The following is an 18,823-nucleotide window of genomic DNA, read 5'->3' as shown; positions in this document are numbered from 1 at the left end:
CGAAAAACACTCTAAATTATTGAAACTATGCATCGCGCTTTGCGAAAACCGGCTCCGTTTTTTGAGCCGGTGCTATAGTCAGTTATTTGAACTCTGATTGATATATCTCTAACCGCGGGATGTGTCCACAGTATGCCGATATATGTCTGCGGCATCGACATGCCTTATTTACATATATACAGCTATAGTGCTGTTTCATTTTATTGACAGGGATTTTTGAGCAAAGATGCTGACTGTATATTATCGCAACGGCGACCTTCTCATTCCGGTTGAACCTGCCACACAGATTACGGACGATCTTCTGCAAAAATCACTCTGGATTGATCTGGTCAATCCGACTGCCGAAGAGGAAAGTCAGGTTGAAAAATGGGCGAATATTCCCATCCCGACGCGGGAAGACATGGGGGAAATTGAAGAATCCAGCCGGTTCTATAGTGAGAACGGCGCGCAATATCTGACAGCACCATTCCTGCATCTTGCAGAAGATGACCACCGGATTGTCAGCCCTGTCACTTTCATTCTGACGGATAAACTGCTCATCAGCGTGCGTTATGCGCAGCCAAAATCCTTTGTGCTCTATGTTGCACGCACAGCCAAAAGCGGTAACGGCCTGATTAACAGCCGCACCAACAGTCTTTGTGTTTTGCTTGGCATTATCGAGACCAATACCAACCGCCTTGCAGATTTTATTGAAGGGGTGAGCGAAAAAATCGACAATGCGTCACACCGCATTTACCGTCGTCCGGATAACAGGCGACCAATGTCGACCCAGAATTTTCGCGAAATTCTCAATGAAATCGGCGCCCATGGTACATTTCTCTCAAGGATGCGTGAAAGTCTGTCCGGCATTCGCCGGTTGCTGGTCTATATTACCGCTAACAGTTCTCCCAAGACACAGGCCAAAGATACCCGTGCATGGCTGAAAACACTGGAACGCGATACGCAGTCGCTTGAGAATTACGTTGATTTTCTCAACAACAAAATCAATTTCCTGCTCGATACAATTGTCGGGCTGATCTCGGTTGAACAAAACGCGATTATCAAAATCTTCTCAGTGGCAGCGGTGGGTTTCATGCCTCCGACACTGATCGCTTCGATCTACGGCATGAATTTCAGCTTCATGCCGGAATTATCAGAAAAATGGGGCTATCCCGCAGCGCTGGGGCTGATGGTTATCTCCGCACTGATCCCGCTCTACTTCTTCCGCAGAAAAGGCTGGCTCTGAACAGGGCCGGCAACTCATCCTAATTGATGGCTTTAAAATCAATAATTTCCAACTCGCGACCATTCACAGTCACCAGATCACCCTTGCCTTTGCCGAATAAGGCAACAGCAAGCGGTGAAATATGTGAGATCGTGCCTTTAGACGGCTCCGCCTCATCCTCACCGACAATCATCCAGTTTTGCTGACGACCATCTTCATTCTCAACAATGACCTGCATACCGAAGCGGATCACTTCACCGTCTTTATCGGCCAGTGTCAGTTCTGCATTCTCCCGCCGCGCTGTCCAATAGCGCAGATCGCGGGAGACATGAGCAATTGCGGCCTTATCCCCGCTGGCTGTCGCCTGCCCCAATTCGGTTTGCAGACGTGACAGTTCAGCCTCAATCAGTCTGAGGCCGTTTTGAGTAACCAGATTGCGGTGGTGACTGACCGGACGTTCCACCAAACCGGAAGGAACATCGTCCTGTTCTTTTGTAAAAGCTCTGCTCATAGTTGAAAGGTAGGAAGTAACCGCAATAAAAGCAAGCCATGCGGCAAAACAATTAAGCCGCACATCTTTATGATGCGCGGCTTAATTATCAAATACTTATAGTATTTTTTATTTTCAGAAAGAAACGTCTTTCAATTCATCAACCAGAGCAGTTGATGGTGCAATATAACCGAAATCAATACCATTCCAGTTACTCATACGGCGCGTTGCACGTGCTTCCAGCTTGCCTGACAGTTCTGCATCTTTGGCAAAAAGCTGCGCCAGTAAACGTGTCACCATCACTTCTGCTGCACGAGTGGTGCCGTCATCACATTTCATGGCAAAGCCCAAGCCCAGCTCCGGCACAGCACCACAGAACACACCTTCCGCACCGGTTTTAACAAAAATACGACCAGGTGCGAGTTCCATCAGCTCAGTGCAAGCGCGACGGCTACCGGCCACATAAAACGGCGCAGCCATACAGGCATCCAGCAAGCGCTTGGCGGCTTTAGCGCGAACAGGTGCCAGACCTGTACCGGTTGCCATGCGGGCAAAACCATGCGCCATAGCATCCAGACCAATGGCATAGGTCGGGATGGAACAACCATCCGTGCCATATTCATCAGCATTATGCACCGCGCCGGTCACTTCCTGCATGGTTTCACGCACAATGGTTTGGATCTGCGAATTAGCCTGCACATAACCTTTGACCTTCAGGCCCATATGCGCGCAGGTGCAGAGAAAACCGGCATGTTTACCGGAGCAGTTATTATTCAGCGCAGTCGGCTCCTTGCCGCTGCGGGCAACTTCGATCAGCACTTTCTGGTCAGACGGCCAATGCGCACCGCATTCCAGATCTTCACAGGACAAACCGGCCTTCGCGAGCATCGAGGCCGCACGCGCCACATGTTCCGGCTCACCGGAATGGGAAGCGCAAGCCATAGCCAGTTCTTCATTGCCGAAACCATAGGCATCAGCAGCACCGCTTTCCACAAATGGCAGCGCCTGAATAGCCTTGATTGCCGAACGGGGATAGGTCGGGCGCGTTACATCGCCGATGTTCAGAACGGTCTTACCGTCACCATCGAACAGCGCCAGCGCACCGCTGTGACGGCTTTCCACCACTTTACCGCGCACAACTTCAACCAAAACCGGATTTGCCATTTTAAAACTCCGCATCATTCACTGCCGGTGCTCTAGCAAAATAGTCTTATGCCGTCAAAACGCATCAATCTCATCAGGTGGCGGATTTTCTCATTTTATAATCACGTCATAGTATTGAAATAAAACGATAATAAACTCTTGATTGACTGATCAATCAATAAAAACGATAATCAGTCCAATCCAAACAATTTTGTGAGTCAGACATGCCTAAGATAGGAATGGAGGAGCTGCGCCGGAAAGACCTGATTTCGGCCGCCATTCAGACAATCGGTGAGCGGGGCTCGCTTGATGTGACTGTTGCGCAAATCGCCCGCAAAGCCGGTGTATCAGCAGCGCTCGCGCACCATTATTTCGGCGGCAAAGACCAGTTGCTATTAGCCACGATGCGTCACTTGCTGAGCGAGCTCGGCTCTGATCTGCGCCTCGCCTTACAGGCAGCAGACAGCCCGCGTGCAAGGCTTTCTGCAATTATCAGCGTGAATTTTTCTGCCTCACAGTTTGCCCATGAAACGATTGCCGCATGGCTCACCTTCTATGCCCATGCCAAGCAATCACTAGAGATGCGCCGTCTGTTGCGGATTTATGCCCGCCGCCTGCATTCCAACCTGAGCTTTGCTCTGGAGCAACTCACAGACAAACAGACCGCGCAACATATTGCTGAAGGTACCGGCGCTCTCATCGACGGCCTTTATATCCGCCATGCGCTCGGTGCCGACGCACCGGAAGCGCCCAAAGCCATTGCTTTGGTTGAGGATTACATCACCGTCCAACTGGTACAGAACCCGCCGAAAGCCGTCAGCAACCAGCATTAAGGAAACCAATATGGAAGCAGATTTCGTTATTATCGGCTCCGGTTCTGCCGGTTCTGCCATGGCCTATCGCCTGTCGGAAGACGGCAAGCATTCTGTAATCGTCATCGAATATGGCGGCACCGATATAGGGCCGCTGATCCAGATGCCGGCAGCTTTGTCTTTCCCGATGAATATGTCCACTTATGACTGGGGCTTTAACACCGAACCGGAACCGCACCTTAACGGCCGCCGTCTCGTCACCCCACGTGGCAAGGTCATCGGCGGTTCCTCATCCGTCAATGGCATGGTCTATGTGCGCGGACACGCCAAAGATTTCGACCATTGGGCGGAGAGTGGCGCCAGCGGCTGGTCCTATGCGGATGTGCTGCCTTATTTCAAGCGCATGGAACACTCCCATGGCGGTGAGGAAGGCTGGCGCGGCACCAATGGTCCGATGCATGTGCAGCGCGGCAAGCGCAGCAATCCGTTGTTTAAAGCTTTCAACGACGCCGGAAAACAAGCTGGTTTTGAAACAACAGATGACTATAACGGCTCGAAACAGGAAGGTTTCGGCCCAATGGAGCAAACCATCCATCACGGCCGTCGCTGGTCAACCGCCAATGCCTATCTGCGCCCTGCCCTTAAGCGCCGCAATGTGACACTGGTCAGTGCTTTCGCCCGCAAAGTTGTAATCGAGAATGGCCGCGCGACCGGCGTTGAGATCGAAAAATCCGGTACGGTCAGTGTTATCAAAGCCAAGCGCGAAGTGATTATAGCTGCTTCCAGCATCAATTCGCCAAAACTGCTGATGCTTTCCGGTATTGGCCCAGCGGATCATTTGCGCGAACACGGCATTGAAGTCGTGGCAGACCGTGCCGGTGTCGGCGCGAATTTGCAGGATCACATGGAAGTCTATGTGCAGCAGGAATGCCTGCAGCCGATTACACTTTATTCCAGCCTCAACCTGTTTTCCAAAGCGCGTATCGGTGCGGAGTGGCTGTTCTTCAAATCCGGTCTCGGCGCGACCAACCATTTTGAAGGCGCGGCTTTTGTGCGCTCGGCTGCGGGTGTGGAATATCCGGATATCCAGTTCCACTTCCTGCCGGTTGCGATCCGCTATGACGGTAAAGCAGCAGCAGGCGGCCACGGTTTTCAGGCACATGTGGGGCCGATGCGTTCCAAATCGCGCGGTTCGGTCACACTGCGCTCCAATGATCCAAAAGAGAAACCGAAAATCCTGTTCAATTATATGTCACATCCCGATGACTGGCGCGACTTCCGTCATTGCATCCGCCTCACCCGCGAAATCTTTGGCCAACAGGCTTTTGATGCCTATCGCGGGCGGGAAATTCAGCCGGGCGATGATCAGGTCACAGACGAACAGCTGGATAATTTCATCCGCGACCATGCAGAAAGCGCATTCCATCCATGCGGCACCTGTAAAATGGGTTCAGTCAACGACCCGATGGCTGTGGTTGATCCGGCATGCCGTGTGATTGGTGTTGAAGGTCTGCGCGTGGCTGACAGTTCAATTTTCCCGCGCGTGCCTTACGGTAACCTCAACGGCCCGTCGATCATGACCGGTGAGAAGGCTTCAGATCATATCTTAGGCAAAACACCGCTGCCACGTTCGAACCAAGAACCGTGGGTCAATCCGCGCTGGCAAGTATCCGATCGCTAAGAGCATGCTAAAAACCGCCATGCCGGTCTGCAAAAGGCATTTTCTGCGCTTCCGGTACTCATGTACACTACAGGTACATTGCGTTCCGGTTCTCGAAAACACCCTTTTCGCCACGGCCTGACACTTTTTGAGCTATGCTCTAATTCATAAAGTTCTAAGAATTTGAAGGAATTTCCCATGCGCGCACAGCCGCAAGCCTCACATTTTATCAATGGTCAGTTTGTTGAAGACACGGCAGGACGTGCTTTTGATGTGATCTATCCTGCCACCGGCGAAGTCATTGCCCGCCTGCATGGCGCGACACAGGCCATTGTCGATCAGGCTGTTGAAGCCGCAGCCAAAGCGCAGGTTGAATGGGCAAAACTCAAGCCTGTTGAGCGTGGCCGCATCCTGCGCCGTGCTGCAGACCTGATGCGCGAGCGCAATCAGGAATTGTCGGAACTGGAAACACTGGACACCGGTAAAGCCATTCAGGAAACTTTGGTGGCCGATGCGGCCTCCGGTGCCGATGCGATGGAATATTTCGGCAGTGTGATTTCCGGTTTCAATGGCGAGTTTGTCGAACTTGGCGGACCTTTTGCCTATACTCGCCGTGAGGCACTGGGCGTTTGCGTCGGTATCGGCGCATGGAATTACCCGATCCAGATCGCCTCGTGGAAATCTGCCCCTGCTCTGGCAATGGGCAATGCAGTGGTGTTCAAACCATCAGAAAATACACCGCTGTCAGCTCTGGCACTCGCACAGCTCTACAAGGATGCCGGTCTGCCGGACGGACTTTTCAACGTAGTTCAGGGCTTTGGTGACGCAGGTAGCGCACTGATCAGCCATCCTAAAGTTGCCAAAGTTTCGCTCACCGGCTCCGTGCCGACCGGCAAGAAAATCATGGCTCAGGCCGGTAGCGAGATGAAACAGGTCACCATGGAACTCGGCGGCAAATCCCCGCTGATCGTATTTGATGACGCCGATCTGGAAAATGCTATTGGCGGCGCCATGCTTGGCAATTTCTATTCCACCGGTCAGGTCTGCTCCAACGGCACCCGCGTTTTCGTGCATGAGGCTGTTGCCGAGCGCTTTGTAACCCGTTTGGTTGCGCGCACCCGCGCTATTCAGATCGGTGATCCGCTTGATCCTAACACCCAGATGGGACCAATGGTGAGCCTTTCCCAGCGCGACAAGGTCTTGTCCTATATTGAAAAGGGTAAGACTGAAGGCGCAACTCTCGCTTGCGGCGGCGGCGTGCCGGCCTTGCAGGGACTGGAAAACGGTTTCTATATCGAGCCGACGATTTTCACCAATGTCAGCGATGATATGACCATTGCACGGGAAGAAATCTTCGGTCCTGTGATGAGCATTCTGACCTTCAGCGATGAAGATGAAGTCGTTGCCCGCGCCAATAATACAGAATTTGGCCTTGCTGCCGGTGTATTCACCGCAGACAGCGCCCGCGGCCATCGTGTGATCGCGGCGCTCAAGGCCGGCACCTGCTGGATTAATGCTTATAATCTGACACCGGTGGAAGTACCATTCGGCGGTTATAAGAACTCCGGTATCGGCCGCGAGAACGGCCTCGCCGCCCTCTCCCATTACAGCCAGATCAAAACGGTCTATGTGGAAACCGGTAAGGTCGACAGCCCTTACTGAGTTTGCTTCAGAAAAGTAAAAAGCGGGCATTTTGCCCGCTTTCTTTTTATTCAAAGTTTCAATGCTCTCAGCCGCAATGAATTGGCAATCACCGAGACAGAGGACAAGCTCATCGCCGCTGCTGCAATCATCGGCGACAATAAAGTTCCGGTGAACGGATAGAGCAGCCCCGCTGCCACCGGAATACCAAGCGCATTATAAACAAAAGCAAAGAACAGGTTTTCCTTGATATTGCGGATTGTCGCTTCTGCCAGATGATGCGCGCGGGCTATGCCGGTGAGATCACCTTTGAGCAGCGTAATCCCCGCACTTTCCACGGCCACATCAGCACCCGTGCCCATAGCAATACCCACATCAGCAGCGGCCAGTGCCGGTGCATCATTCACACCATCCCCTGCCATTGCGACTTTTTTACCCTGTTTGTGCAACTCATCAACCAGTGCTTTTTTATCTTCCGGCAGCACATCGGCACGCACATCATCAAGGCCAAGTTTAGCCGCCACAGCTCGCGCCGTGCGTTCATTATCACCGGTTGCCATAATGATTTTCAAACCGCGCGCATGGAGTGTGCGGATAGCCTCTGCGGCTGTTTCCTTAATCGGATCAGCCACAGCAACCAGACCAGCCAGCTTGTTATCAACAGCAACAAACATCGCAGTCTTACCTTCTGCCCGCAATGTATCGGCCTGCGCCTGAATGGCAGCAATATCCAGCCCCATATCCTGCATCATCGCAGGATTACCAAGCGCAACTGCCCGCCCTTTTACCGTACCAGCAACACCTTTGCCGGTAATCGCTTCAAAGGCATCAACATTATCGGTCTTCAACCCTTTTGCTTCGGCACCGGCAACAATGGCTTCCGCCAGCGGATGTTCTGAGCCTTTCTCAAGGCTCGCGGCCAGTTGCAACAGCGTGTTGTCATCGACACCGGAAACCGCCACCACATCCGTCAGTTTCGGACGACCTTCTGTGAGTGTGCCTGTTTTATCAACAATCAGCGTATCCACTTTCGCCATACGCTCCAGTGCCTCGGCATCCTTGATAAGCACACCAGCCTGCGCGCCGCGTCCTGTTGCGGTCATGATAGACATTGGTGTTGCCAGTCCCAGCGCACAGGGGCAAGCGATAATCAGCACCGAAACCGCCGCCACAATGGCATAGATCATGCTCGGCTCCGGCCCCCACAGCGCCCAACCGATAAAGGAAAGGATTGCAACGACAATAACCATCGGCACAAAATAGAACGAAATCCGGTCAGCCAGCCCCTGAATAGGCGCACGGGAACGCTGGGCTTTGGCCACCATATCCACAATCTGCGACAGCATGGTTTCTGCGCCGATTTTCTCCGCCTGCATGACCAGCGAGCCGTTTTTATTCACGGTACCACCGATCACTTTATCGCCTTCGGTCTTTTCAACCGGCACCGGTTCGCCGGTAATCATCGCCTCATCGACAGAGGAACGACCCTCCACCACGATACCGTCTACCGGCACGCTGTCACCGGGGCGGATACGTAACTTGTCACCGGCCTGCACTTCATCCAGAGGCACATCGGCTTCACTGCCATCAGCCGCAATACGGCGTGCAGTTTTCGGCGCCAGATCAAGCAAAGCGCGGATCGCCGAACCTGTACGCTCGCGAGCGCGCAGTTCCAGCACCTGACCGAGAAAGACCAGCGTAACAATAACCGCAGCAGCCTCGAAATAAACCGGAACCGAACCGCCATGACCACGGAAGGAATGCGGGAACATATCCGGAAACAGGATTGCAACCACGCTGTAAAGATAGGCGGCTCCGACACCGATCATAATCAGCGTCCACATATTCGGGCTACGATTTTTAAACGAGTCGACCCCTCGTTTGAAAAACGGCAGCGCTGCCCAGAGCACCACCGGTGTCGCCAGTATAAACTCCAGCCAGACCGTTCTTTGCTCCCCGATCCATTCACGGATCGGCAAACCAAGCATTGGTCCCATTGTGACTATCAGCAAAGGAATAGAACAGATCGCGCTTACCCAGAAGCGGCGTGTAAAATCTATAAGTTCAGGGTTAGGCCCGTCATCAAGCGACGGCATAACCGGTTCCAGCGCCATACCGCAAATCGGGCATGAGCCCGGTTCATCGCGGATAACTTCCGGATGCATCGGACAAGTATATTGCGCCCCTTTGATTGCAGGTGCGGCAGCAGATTGTGCAGTGAGATATTTCTCAGGATCAGCTTTGAATTTACCGTGGCAACTATCTGAGCAGAAATGATATTCATGCCCCTTATAGGTCATGTGCGGCTTGCCGGCGGCAGGATCGACCATCATCCCGCAGACGGGATCTTTCACTTTATTGCCATGATCATGGTCGCCGTGATGATGCCCGTGATGCGCATCATCGGCATGGGTCGTATGCGATGCAGTATGCTTCATAAGAATCTCTCCTGCCTGTCAATTAACAGGCAGGATAAAGGTTCCCACTATAGCAAGGTCAAGCTATAGATTCAGCTTCTTCCTCATCATCAGCAACCGGATTTTCGTCCATCAGTTCTGCATAATCGGCATAATCCATCTGCATACGACGATAAACCAGATATTTCGCATCGTGATAGTTAGCGATTACACCGGTGCGTGGCTCCAGCACTTCACCCTTACCGCTCATTGCCGCCATTGCTTCCGGCAAATCGACAAAATCACCGCTGGCAACTGCACCAAGCATGGCAGAACCCAGCAGCACCGGCTCGGCCTGCTCCGGTACCAACACGCGGCAGCCGGTGGCATCCGCATGTTCACGCAAATAAAGCTGATTGCGAGCCAGACCGCCGGAGACCACCAGCGTGTCAATCTCCATGCCTTCATGGCGCATTTCTTCAAGAATATGCCTTGTGCCATAGGCCAGCGCCTGAATGGTTGCAAGATAATCCAGCGCCAGATCATCAAGCTCGTGATCCAGTGTCAGGCCGACAATCGCGCCTTTGCGCCAGCTTTCCGCCAGCGGTGAGCGGTTGCCGTGGAAATCCGGCTGTACATGCCGGTGACGGGTCAGAGTAGCCGTTTCTTCAGCCATTTTGGCCAGATGCGCATCCAGCAGATCGGCAATGCGCTTACCCGGATTTTCTGCCGCCAGTTTAACGGACGCAGCATGACGTGCAATCACAGCATCAATCAAAGCACCAGCTGCCGACTGCCCGCCTTCATTTGCCCAGAGATCAGGCAGCAGAGCAGAATAATATGGCCCCCAAACACCGGAGACAAATACCGGCTCTTTGCTCAGCGCAATATGGCAGGTTGAGGTGCCAGCGATCAGCGCCAGACGCTGTTTCGTTGCACTCACACCGGCACTGTCTGCAACAGCCAGCGTGCCGAGCGCACCGGAATAAGCATCGATCAGGCCGGTGGAAACGGCGACACCAGCTTTAAGACCAAGCTCCGTTGCGGCCTGTTCCGACAATTTTCCGGCCAGTTCACCGGCCGCACCAAAGCGGTTGCCAATGGCTGAAAAATTGTCGTCTCCCAGTTCTTCAAGGCCGATATTCTCAAGGAACGCGCTGTCCCAGCCCTCACCGGCTTTGCCCCGATCGCCGAGATAAGTCCATTTGCACACCGGTGAGCAAAGCGAGCGCATATCGGTGCCGGTCGCGCGATGCACCAGCCAGTCCGGCAAATCCCAGAAAGCAGCGGTCTGCGTCCAGCTTTGCGGCAGTTCACGCTTGAACCAGCGGATTTTCGGCAGTTCCATTTCCGGCGACATACGACCGCCGACATGGTTCAGCACCTTACCGCCGATTTCGGTGATCTCTTCGGCATCATTAATCGCGCGGTGATCCATCCACAGGATAACATCCTGATCCGACTCGCCTTTCGGGCTAACAGTGACCGGCTTGCCCTCCGCATCCGCAACAACCAGCGAACAGGTGGCATCAAAGCCGATACCGGCAACACTGTCAGCAGCGATTGCGGCTTCAGCCATTGCGTTTTTCACAGCCGAGCAGATCGATGCCCAGATATGCGCCGAGCTTTGCTGGGCAAAATCCGCCTGCGGGCGAAAGGTTTCAATGACACAAGCTGCAGTGCCCAGTAACCGGCCTTTGCTGTCAAAAATCCCTGCTCTGGCGCTGCCGGTTCCGACATCAATTCCAATATAGTGGCGCATCATCAATCCTCATGCACAGAAGAAAACTTTGATTCCGTGCTTACAACAATTTCATGACGTATCAATAGCACTGAAAAGAGTGCTATAAACAGATCAATGGCTCTCTCTTCCAAGCCCGTTTTGCGGCAGACCCAATCGCTGACCATGACACCGCAAATGCAGCAATCGCTCAAAGTGCTGCAAATGAGCCGTGCTGAGCTGGAAGACTTTGTACAAAGTGAAATAGAAGCCAATCCGCTTTTGCAAAGAGCGCCAAGCGGTGCACTGCCCCCCTCCGGCTCTTCAGAATATTCAGTTGAAGATTTCGGCACCGTGCAACATTCCCTGCAGGACCATGTGGCCGAGCAGATCAATCTGAGTATCAGAGACAAAACCGAACGACATATTGCCGAAGCGCTTGCCGAGACTTTGGATGAATCCGGTTATCTCCATGCAGACTTGGCGCAGATCGCCAAGCACCTGAATGTGACACCGGAACAGGTTATGCGTGTTCTGCGCCAATGTCAGGCTTTTGAACCAGCAGGGCTTTTCGCCCGCAATCTGGCGGAATGTCTGCGCCTGCAACTCATTGCCGATGATCGCCTGACTGCAGAAATGGCCATTCTGCTTAAGCATCTTGATCTGGTAGCGAAACGTGATTTCACAACACTTAAAAAGCTCTGCGATGCAGATGATGAAGAACTGGCAGAACTACTGGACGAACTCCGTGGTTTGAACCCCAAACCCGGCCTAATTTTTGACAGCACACCTGCGCTAACCATTATTCCTGACTTGCTGGTTACCAAGACGCCAAGCGGCGAATGGAGCATCACGCTCAATCCGCAAGCTCTGCCCCGTGTACTGATGAATGAAAATTATAGCCGCAAGCTCAGTGACAATAATCTTTCCAAAGATGAAAGGCAGTTTCTGCGTGCCTGCAAACAAAAGGCCAACTGGCTGACGCGTATTCTCGATCAGCGTGCACAGACCGTGCTCAATGTCGGCGAGCAAATCATCACCCACCAACAGGCTTTTCTGGAAAGCGGTGCGGTTGCGCTCAAACCATTGACAATGCAGATGGTGGCCAATGCTATTGAGATGCATGAAAGCACCATCAGCCGCGTTGCCAATCAGAAATATATGATGACCCCGCAAGGTCTGTTTGAATATCGCTATTTTTTCAACTCGGCGATCAGGGGCAAAACCGGCGATGACATTGCCTCGGAAGCTGTGCGCATCAAAATCCGCACGCTGATTGCGCAGGAAAACATCGACAGCGTTTTGTCTGATGAGGCCATTGTGCAAAAACTTGATGCAGAAGGTATTGTGATCGCTCGCCGGACAGTTGCCAAATATCGAGAGGAAATCGGCATTCCCTCCTCCGCAAAACGACGGCGGGAAATGAAACTACATGCCCCAAAAAGATAAGGCCGCGTAATCAATTGCGCGGCCTTATCCTTAAGCTATGGGCTCAGAAGATTACTTCGAAGCTTTAACAGTGTTGTAGCTGTTAATCAGGTTGCGGTAATCCGGAATGTGGTTTGCGAACAGAGTGCCCAGACCTTCCACATCATTACGCCAGTCGCGGTGCAGCTCACAGGCAAGACCGAACCATGTCATCAGCTGTGCACCGTTAGCACTCATACGATCCCATGCGGAATGACGGGTGATCTCGTTGAATGTACCGGACGCATCGGTCACCACGAACACTTCGAAATCTTCAGCCAAAGCCGACAGCGCAGGGAAAGCCACACAAACTTCGGTCACAACACCAGCGATAATCAGCTGCTTCTTGCCGGTTGCCTTAACGGCTTTTACGAAATCTTCGTTATCCCAGGCATTGATCTGACCAGGACGGGCAATATAAGGCGCATTCGGGAAAAGCTCTTTCAGCTCAGGTACGAGCGGGCCGTTCGGGCCATCTTCGAAAGATGTGGTGAGAATGGTTGGCAGGTTGAAATATTTTGCCAGATCAGCAAGTGCCAGCACATTGTTTTTGAATTTATCAGGATCAATGTCACGAACCAGCGACAGCAAACCTGTCTGATGGTCTACGAGAAGAACGGCTGCATTGTCTTTATCGAGGCGGTTATAAGGCTTAGACATTTTCAAAACTCCATGGTTTCAAGTTGATGAAATGAACCTACCCGTAAGACGAAAACTTCAAAAGATAGCTATTTGGCACCACAACGTCCCAATAAAGAGACAATCAGGCTCTTTACAAAACCGGAAGGAAGACAGGCTTCCCTCCGGCATATCAACACGATTTATGCAGCGCTGAAACCATCAACACGGCAAACAATCAGATCATGATCGGAAAGCGGACGCTGATTATCATCCAGTGAAGAAATGATGCGGCTCTCAGTAATATTCAGACCACGGCTCAGGAACCAGTCCAGTTTCATGGCGCGATCAGGCCAGCGTGTAATCAGGCTCGGACGTGTGGTCATCTGATCCAGCGCACCGCTGTGACGGGTGAAGCCGCGTTCAGCAGCGACGCGGAACAAGCCCTCCGCCTCGAAGTCACCTTCCGCATGATTGCCGGTATTGAGATCGCCGCCGATCAGTGTTGGCATAGCGCCAAATTCTGCTTCCAGCGCATCAATCAGCTGCGCCACCTGCTTTTCGCGATAGGCTGCCGGAGATGCGCTTTCCAGATGCACGGACACCGCGAGAAACGGCCCGTCAACGGTTTCAATCACTGCGCCTATTGCATTGCGTTCTCCCAGACGGGGCTGATCGCCACCATTGAAGAACCACAGGCGCTCACCGGCCAGACGCTGCACAAAAATACGCTGCATCGGCACAGAGGACATCAGCGCATTACCGTGGAAACCTTTTTCATTGAAATCATCTTTACAGAAGGAATGCTCAATCTCCGAGCCAAGGCCAAGCTCGATAAACTCCACGCCATAAGCATATTCCATACCCATATGGCGGGCGACTTCCGCTGTCATATTCTTCTGCGCGGTGCGCGCCATGCCATTATCCATCTCGGTCAACAGTGCGACGGCCGGTTTTTCTGCCAGCATTTTCACAGCACTTTCCTCAGGAAAAAGACAACGCTCCAGATTCCACGCCGTGACATTAAACGGAAACGCCAGCGGTGCGGTTGAAGCAACCTGACCACCGGTTTCCACACGGGTCATACACTCCATTGCAACCAGCTTGGCGTCATGGGCAGCCATGGTTTTATCCAGCTGCGTGATGCTCTGGCGCTCTTCATGGGATGGCACATCCAGAGCAGCAACACGAGCGCGGACCATGGTTTCAACAGTCATTACTTCAGTCATATCATTTCTCAGATTTCAGGCAGAAACAGCTTGGGTTGTTTTTACAGCAGTTGCTGCGGCTTGCGACAACTCAATGCGTTTACCGGTTTGCTTATCAAAAAAATGCAGTTTTTCACTTGCTACCGCCAGTCGCATCTGGTCGCGGATTTCAGCCTGCGGGGGCAGTGCGGCGACCAGCTTCTGATTGCCCGCATAACCATGCACGATACGCTGTGCGCCCAGCTCTTCCACATATTCGGTGCGGAACTGTATGGCCTGCTCATTCGCTTCAGCGATATGCAAATCTTCTGCACGAATACCGATTGTCAGCTCGCCCTGCACGGATGGCTCTGTGCCGAGTTTCAGAATATCTTCGCCCAGCATCAGCTGCTCCTGATGTACAGTACCGTCAGCAAGATTCATTGCCGGTGAACCGATAAAGCTGGCGACAAAGATCGATGCGGGCTTGTGATAAATCTCCAGCGGTGCACCGATCTGCTCGATCTCACCACCATTCAGCACCACCAGACGGTCAGCCAGTGTCATCGCCTCCAGCTGATCATGGGTCACATAAATCGAGGTTGTACCAAGACGACGCTGCAACTGACGGATTTCTCCGCGCATGGAAACACGCAATTTGGCATCAAGATTGGACAGCGGCTCGTCAAACAGAAACACCGCAGGCTTGCGCACAATCGCACGCCCCATCGCCACACGCTGGCGCTGACCACCGGAAAGCGCACGCGGCTTGCGTGGCAGATAAGGTTCCAGCTCCAGCATCCGTGCAGCTTCTGCCACACGCGCCTCGATCTCGGCTTTCGGCGTTTTACGATTACGCAGACCATAAGCCATATTATCATAGACGCTCATATGCGGATAAAGCGCATAATTCTGGAATACCATGGCAATGTCACGATCTGCCGGTTCCACCTCATTCACGGTACGGTTGCCGATTGCAACCTCACCTTCCGAGATGGCTTCCAGTCCTGCCACCATACGCAGCAGCGTGGATTTTCCGCAGCCGGAAGGCCCGACCAGAACAATGAATTCACCGTCTTTAATATCGATATTTACTGCGCTGACGGCTTTGATGCCGCCCGCATAGATTTTCGATACATTTTCAATTTTAACCTGTGCCATTGAAGGCTCCTAAAATCTCTTACTTGTCGCTCTCGGTCAGGCCTTTGATGAACCAGCGCTGGAACACCACAACCACCAGCACCGGCGGCACCATGGCCAGCACGGCAAGAGCAAAAGCTTCGTTATAATCCGGAATTTGCGCCCCGACCCACACCTGCAAAATCTGCTTGATACCGCGCATCAGCGTGAAGAAGCTCTCATCAGTCGTCACCAGCATTGGCCAGAGATATTGGTTCCAGCCATAGACAAACATGATGATAAACATCGCGGCAATCATGGTGCGCGATAGTGGCAGCAGCACATCAATGAAAAACTTCACCGGCCCTGCCCCGTCTATGCGGGAAGCTTCCAGCAATTCATCCGGCACCGATTTAAAGAACTGCCGGAAATAGAAAGTACCCGTAGCCGAGGCCAGCAGCGGCACAATCAGACCTGAATAGCTGTTGAGCATACCGAAGGACGACACCACCTGATAGGAAGGCACGATACGTACTTCCAGCGGCAGCAACAGCGTGGTGAAAATCAGCCAGAATGCCAGCGTGGCAAAGCGAAAGCGGAAATAGACAATCGCATAGGCCGCGAGCATCGACAGCACAATCTTGCCGATTGCAAAACCGAGGCCGAGGATCAGCGAGTTCAGCAACATCCGCGAGCCGGTGATCTGGCCGGTGAAACCACCCTCACGGGTCAGCACCTTTTCATAGGTCTCCGTGAAGTTGCCGCCCCAGCTCAGAGACAGACCATTGGAGTGAATATCCGCTGCCGTATGGCTGGAGGTGGTGAAAGCCACCACCACCGGCAGGATCAGAAACAGCGCTCCGGCAAGCAGGATCAGATGATCGGTAATTTTAACTTTATGCATCTTTATAGCCTGCTTAGTTATAGTGGATGCGCCGCTCGACGAAGCGGAACTGCACGATGGTCAGGGTAAACACGACCACCATCAGGATGACGGATTGTGCGGAAGAACTGCCGATATCATTGCCGCGGAAGCCGTCCATGAATACTTTATAGACCAGCGTAATCGGGTTATTGGCGGCTTTATCCTTCACCATCACGTCGATCACACCGAAAGTATCGAACAGCGAATAGGTGATATTGATAATCAGCAGGAAGAACACGGTCGGCGCCAGCAAAGGCAGAATAACCGTGCGGAAACGACGGGCACCGGAGCGACAATCCATCACCGCTGCTTCGCGCACCGAGGCGGGAACCGCCTGTAAGCCTGACAAGATGAAGATGAAATTATATGGAATCTGCTTCCAAACCGAGACGACGATCATCGCAAAAGCAGTATCGAAATAGTTCAGCCCGACTTTCATATCCCAGCCAAACCACGCAGCCATTTTTACAAACGGGCCGATATGCTGGTCGAAGATCATCATCCCGATGAGACCGGCAACCGGCGGCGCAATGGCATAGACCGAGATCAGCACTGTTTTATAGGCAGCATTGCCACGGATAACCGCATCAGCTTTTACCGCCAGCAACATACCAATGCCCAGCGACAGGGCTGTCACAATAATCGTAAAGATCACCGTAAAACCAGCAATGCCACGATATTCAGGGCTGACCAGCACATCCGTATAGTTTTCTAATCCGACAAAGGTCGCACCGAAGCCGAACGGGTCTTCAATATAGAAGGACGACTGAATGGCCTGAACAGACGGCCAGTAGAAGAAAATCAAAACGACAGCCAGCTGCGGTGCCAGCAGAAGATAGGGCAGCAGGCGTGAATTAAACTGCACGCGCTTGGCTGCTTCTGTCTGTTTTGCATTACCGAACAGTGGGGCAATCAGCGGCAAACGCGAGAAAAACGCAGCGAGTTTTGATGGTTGAGAAATCTGGATATATGCCACGCGGCAAATCCCCGTCTTTTTGAGAAGCATCTATTAAAAACGGGGTCAGGCATGATTTGCTCCGACCCCGCTCATCACATTGAGAAAATCTCAGTTGTTAGTTCGCGGTCTTTGCGAAACGGGTCAGCAAGTCATTGCCTTCTTTTTCAACTGTCTCGAAAGCCTGTTTAACAGTGGTTTCACCAGAGAAAATACGGTTATATTCGCGTTCCATGATGGTACGGATCTGCGGGTAGAAACCGAGGCGGTACCCCTTCGACCATTCACCCGACGGCAGCATCAGCTGCTTGATGCCGACTTCGGCAACCGGTGTCTTTTCGTAATAGCCTTCAGATTTAGCCAGTTCATATGCAGCTTTGGTGATTGCCACATAGCCGGTTGCCTGATGATAATATTTCTGCACTTCCGGCGAAGTCAGGAACTGGAAGAAGTCAGCAACGCATTTATTTTCTGCGTCTGGTTTACCGGCCATGGCGAACAGAGCCGCACCACCGATAAATGTATTGGTGCCTGCACCGTCAACGGCTTTCCAGTATGGCAGGAAGTCGGCGGAGAATTCCATTTTGGCAGTTTTCTGCAGACCACCGAAAGAACCGGAAGAACCAATCCAGAAAGCAACTTTACCTTCATCAAAAGGCTTCTGATTGTCTGCCCAGCCCGCGCCGTAGAAGCCGAAATAGCCTTTATCAGCCCAGTCTTTCAGCTTATCGAACATCATGATGAGGTTCGGATCAGTCACATTGAGTTTGGTGTCCTGAATGCTGTCATAACCGTTATTATTGGTGGCGAACTGAATGTTCTGACGAGAGAAGAAGTTCTCGGTGAACTGCCATGTCAGCTGCGAAGCGGTCAGCGGGATATAGCCTGCTTCTTTGAGCTTTGGCGCAATGGCTTCAAACTCTTCCCAGGTTTTCGGCGCTTCAACACCAGCCTTTTTCAACGCATCCGTGTTGATATACATGATCGGCGCGGAGGAGTTGAACGGCATACCAACGAATTTGCCATCCGGAGCCGCATAGAAATAGCGCACGCCTTCGATAAAGGCTTCACGATCAAACTTGTAACCGGCATTGTTGATCAGGTCTTCAGCAGGAACAGTTGCGCCTTTTGCATTGATGATAGTGGCTGCACCGGCATCAAAAACCTGAAGAATATTCGGCTGTTCGCCGGAGCGGAATGCAGCAATGCCGGAGGCCAGAGCTTCTTCATAAGAGCCTTTGGAAACCGGTGTCAGCGCGCAGGACTGCTGGGATTCATTGAAGCGCTTGGAGATCTCATTAATCACGTCAGCATTCGCGCCGCCCATGCCATGCCACCAGCTGATATTGGTTGCAGCCATTGACGATGTAGCAGAGACGGTGAGTGTCAAAGCGGCGATAGAAAGTTTTCTGAACATTGCAGATCCCGTTTGTTGAAAAACTGGTTCCGCAATAGAGGGTGGATATGACACCGAATTAACAGGAAT

General features: G+C 52.5%; 15 protein-coding genes. 5 read left to right on the top strand and 10 right to left on the bottom strand.

Features of this window, described 5'->3' with window-relative positions; all coding sequences use genetic code 11:
* Positions 1-226: 226 nt before the first annotated feature.
* Entirely contained in the window at positions 227-1,225 is a 999-nt protein-coding gene (corA, locus tag HBA93_RS02505; RefSeq protein ID WP_122093382.1) for a magnesium/cobalt transporter CorA, read from the top strand.
* Between the two features lie 19 nt (positions 1,226-1,244).
* Here the strand turns inward: corA and HBA93_RS02500 are convergent, their stop codons facing one another.
* Both HBA93_RS02500 and HBA93_RS02495 read right to left on the bottom strand, forming a co-directional pair.
* Positions 1,245-1,715, bottom strand: coding sequence for a GreA/GreB family elongation factor (locus HBA93_RS02500; protein ID WP_221722236.1), 471 nt, complete (start codon positions 1,713-1,715; stop codon positions 1,245-1,247).
* A gap of 114 nt (positions 1,716-1,829) precedes the next feature.
* A complete protein-coding gene (locus HBA93_RS02495; RefSeq protein WP_286201711.1) occupies positions 1,830-2,858 on the bottom strand; it encodes an asparaginase in 1,029 nt (342 codons plus the stop codon).
* Between the two features lie 203 nt (positions 2,859-3,061).
* Here HBA93_RS02495 and betI point away from each other — a divergent pair, with 203 nt between their 5' ends.
* From betI to betB, 3 genes are all read left to right on the top strand, one after another.
* Complete coding sequence (betI, locus tag HBA93_RS02490) at positions 3,062-3,670, top strand: transcriptional regulator BetI (protein WP_221722234.1); 609 nt, start codon at positions 3,062-3,064, stop codon at positions 3,668-3,670.
* 10 nt (positions 3,671-3,680) lie between these two features.
* On the top strand, positions 3,681-5,330 hold the full coding sequence (gene betA / locus HBA93_RS02485; RefSeq protein ID WP_221722233.1) for a choline dehydrogenase: 1,650 nt from the start codon (positions 3,681-3,683) through the stop codon (positions 5,328-5,330).
* Between the two features lie 177 nt (positions 5,331-5,507).
* Positions 5,508-6,971, top strand: a complete 1,464-nt coding sequence (betB, locus tag HBA93_RS02480) for a betaine-aldehyde dehydrogenase (RefSeq protein ID WP_221722232.1) — start codon at positions 5,508-5,510, stop codon at positions 6,969-6,971.
* Positions 6,972-7,021: 50 nt separating this feature from the next.
* On the opposite strand, the gene HBA93_RS02475 is transcribed toward betB, so the two are convergent.
* On the bottom strand, positions 7,022-9,388 hold the full coding sequence (locus HBA93_RS02475; RefSeq protein WP_221722231.1) for a heavy metal translocating P-type ATPase: 2,367 nt from the start codon (positions 9,386-9,388) through the stop codon (positions 7,022-7,024).
* A 58-nt stretch (positions 9,389-9,446) separates the two neighbouring features.
* Complete coding sequence (locus tag HBA93_RS02470; RefSeq protein WP_286201710.1) at positions 9,447-11,111, bottom strand: FGGY-family carbohydrate kinase; 1,665 nt, start codon at positions 11,109-11,111, stop codon at positions 9,447-9,449.
* Between the two features lie 93 nt (positions 11,112-11,204).
* Between HBA93_RS02470 and rpoN the strand changes: the two genes are divergently transcribed.
* The gene (gene rpoN / locus HBA93_RS02465; protein ID WP_221722230.1) at positions 11,205-12,515 is read left to right on the top strand and encodes an RNA polymerase factor sigma-54; all 1,311 of its coding nucleotides are present in this window, start codon (positions 11,205-11,207) and stop codon (positions 12,513-12,515) included.
* Positions 12,516-12,566: 51 nt separating this feature from the next.
* On the opposite strand, the gene ycaC is transcribed toward rpoN, so the two are convergent.
* The 6 genes from ycaC to HBA93_RS02435 form a co-directional block, all read right to left on the bottom strand.
* Positions 12,567-13,193 (bottom strand): isochorismate family cysteine hydrolase YcaC, encoded by a 627-nt coding sequence (gene ycaC, locus HBA93_RS02460; RefSeq protein ID WP_022710061.1) that lies wholly within the window; start codon positions 13,191-13,193, stop codon positions 12,567-12,569.
* A 161-nt stretch (positions 13,194-13,354) separates the two neighbouring features.
* Positions 13,355-14,380, bottom strand: coding sequence for an endonuclease/exonuclease/phosphatase family protein (locus tag HBA93_RS02455; RefSeq protein ID WP_353619311.1), 1,026 nt, complete (start codon positions 14,378-14,380; stop codon positions 13,355-13,357).
* A gap of 15 nt (positions 14,381-14,395) precedes the next feature.
* Positions 14,396-15,499 (bottom strand): sn-glycerol-3-phosphate import ATP-binding protein UgpC, encoded by a 1,104-nt coding sequence (locus HBA93_RS02450; protein ID WP_221722229.1) that lies wholly within the window; start codon positions 15,497-15,499, stop codon positions 14,396-14,398.
* Positions 15,500-15,518: 19 nt separating this feature from the next.
* On the bottom strand, positions 15,519-16,361 hold the full coding sequence (ugpE, locus tag HBA93_RS02445) for a sn-glycerol-3-phosphate ABC transporter permease UgpE (protein ID WP_221722228.1): 843 nt from the start codon (positions 16,359-16,361) through the stop codon (positions 15,519-15,521).
* 13 nt (positions 16,362-16,374) lie between these two features.
* The gene (locus tag HBA93_RS02440; protein WP_353619310.1) at positions 16,375-17,358 is read right to left on the bottom strand and encodes a carbohydrate ABC transporter permease; all 984 of its coding nucleotides are present in this window, start codon (positions 17,356-17,358) and stop codon (positions 16,375-16,377) included.
* A gap of 97 nt (positions 17,359-17,455) precedes the next feature.
* A complete protein-coding gene (locus HBA93_RS02435; RefSeq protein WP_221722226.1) occupies positions 17,456-18,754 on the bottom strand; it encodes an extracellular solute-binding protein in 1,299 nt (432 codons plus the stop codon).
* Positions 18,755-18,823: the final 69 nt, after the last annotated feature.

Source organism: Ochrobactrum sp. SFR4 (genome assembly GCF_019730395.1).
Lineage (GTDB): Bacteria > Pseudomonadota > Alphaproteobacteria > Rhizobiales > Rhizobiaceae > Pseudochrobactrum.
The sequence above is the reverse complement of the archived record's forward strand: the minus strand, read 5'-3'. Positions and strand labels throughout refer to the sequence as shown.

Bases quoted from the DNA above. Each gene is read 5' to 3' on its own strand.
- corA (WP_122093382.1), top strand. From the start codon at position 227: ATGCTGACTGTATATTATCGCAACGGCGACCTTCTCATTCCGGTTGAA.
- HBA93_RS02500 (WP_221722236.1), bottom strand. From the start codon at position 1,715: ATGAGCAGAGCTTTTACAAAAGAACAGGACGATGTTCCTTCCGGTTTG.
- HBA93_RS02495 (WP_286201711.1), bottom strand. From the start codon at position 2,858: ATGGCAAATCCGGTTTTGGTTGAAGTTGTGCGCGGTAAAGTGGTGGAA.
- betI (WP_221722234.1), top strand. From the start codon at position 3,062: ATGCCTAAGATAGGAATGGAGGAGCTGCGCCGGAAAGACCTGATTTCG.
- betA (WP_221722233.1), top strand. From the start codon at position 3,681: ATGGAAGCAGATTTCGTTATTATCGGCTCCGGTTCTGCCGGTTCTGCC.
- betB (WP_221722232.1), top strand. From the start codon at position 5,508: ATGCGCGCACAGCCGCAAGCCTCACATTTTATCAATGGTCAGTTTGTT.
- HBA93_RS02475 (WP_221722231.1), bottom strand. From the start codon at position 9,388: ATGAAGCATACTGCATCGCATACGACCCATGCCGATGATGCGCATCAC.
- HBA93_RS02470 (WP_286201710.1), bottom strand. From the start codon at position 11,111: ATGATGCGCCACTATATTGGAATTGATGTCGGAACCGGCAGCGCCAGA.
- rpoN (WP_221722230.1), top strand. From the start codon at position 11,205: ATGGCTCTCTCTTCCAAGCCCGTTTTGCGGCAGACCCAATCGCTGACC.
- ycaC (WP_022710061.1), bottom strand. From the start codon at position 13,193: ATGTCTAAGCCTTATAACCGCCTCGATAAAGACAATGCAGCCGTTCTT.
- HBA93_RS02455 (WP_353619311.1), bottom strand. From the start codon at position 14,380: ATGACTGAAGTAATGACTGTTGAAACCATGGTCCGCGCTCGTGTTGCT.
- HBA93_RS02450 (WP_221722229.1), bottom strand. From the start codon at position 15,499: ATGGCACAGGTTAAAATTGAAAATGTATCGAAAATCTATGCGGGCGGC.
- ugpE (WP_221722228.1), bottom strand. From the start codon at position 16,361: ATGCATAAAGTTAAAATTACCGATCATCTGATCCTGCTTGCCGGAGCG.
- HBA93_RS02435 (WP_221722226.1), bottom strand. From the start codon at position 18,754: ATGTTCAGAAAACTTTCTATCGCCGCTTTGACACTCACCGTCTCTGCT.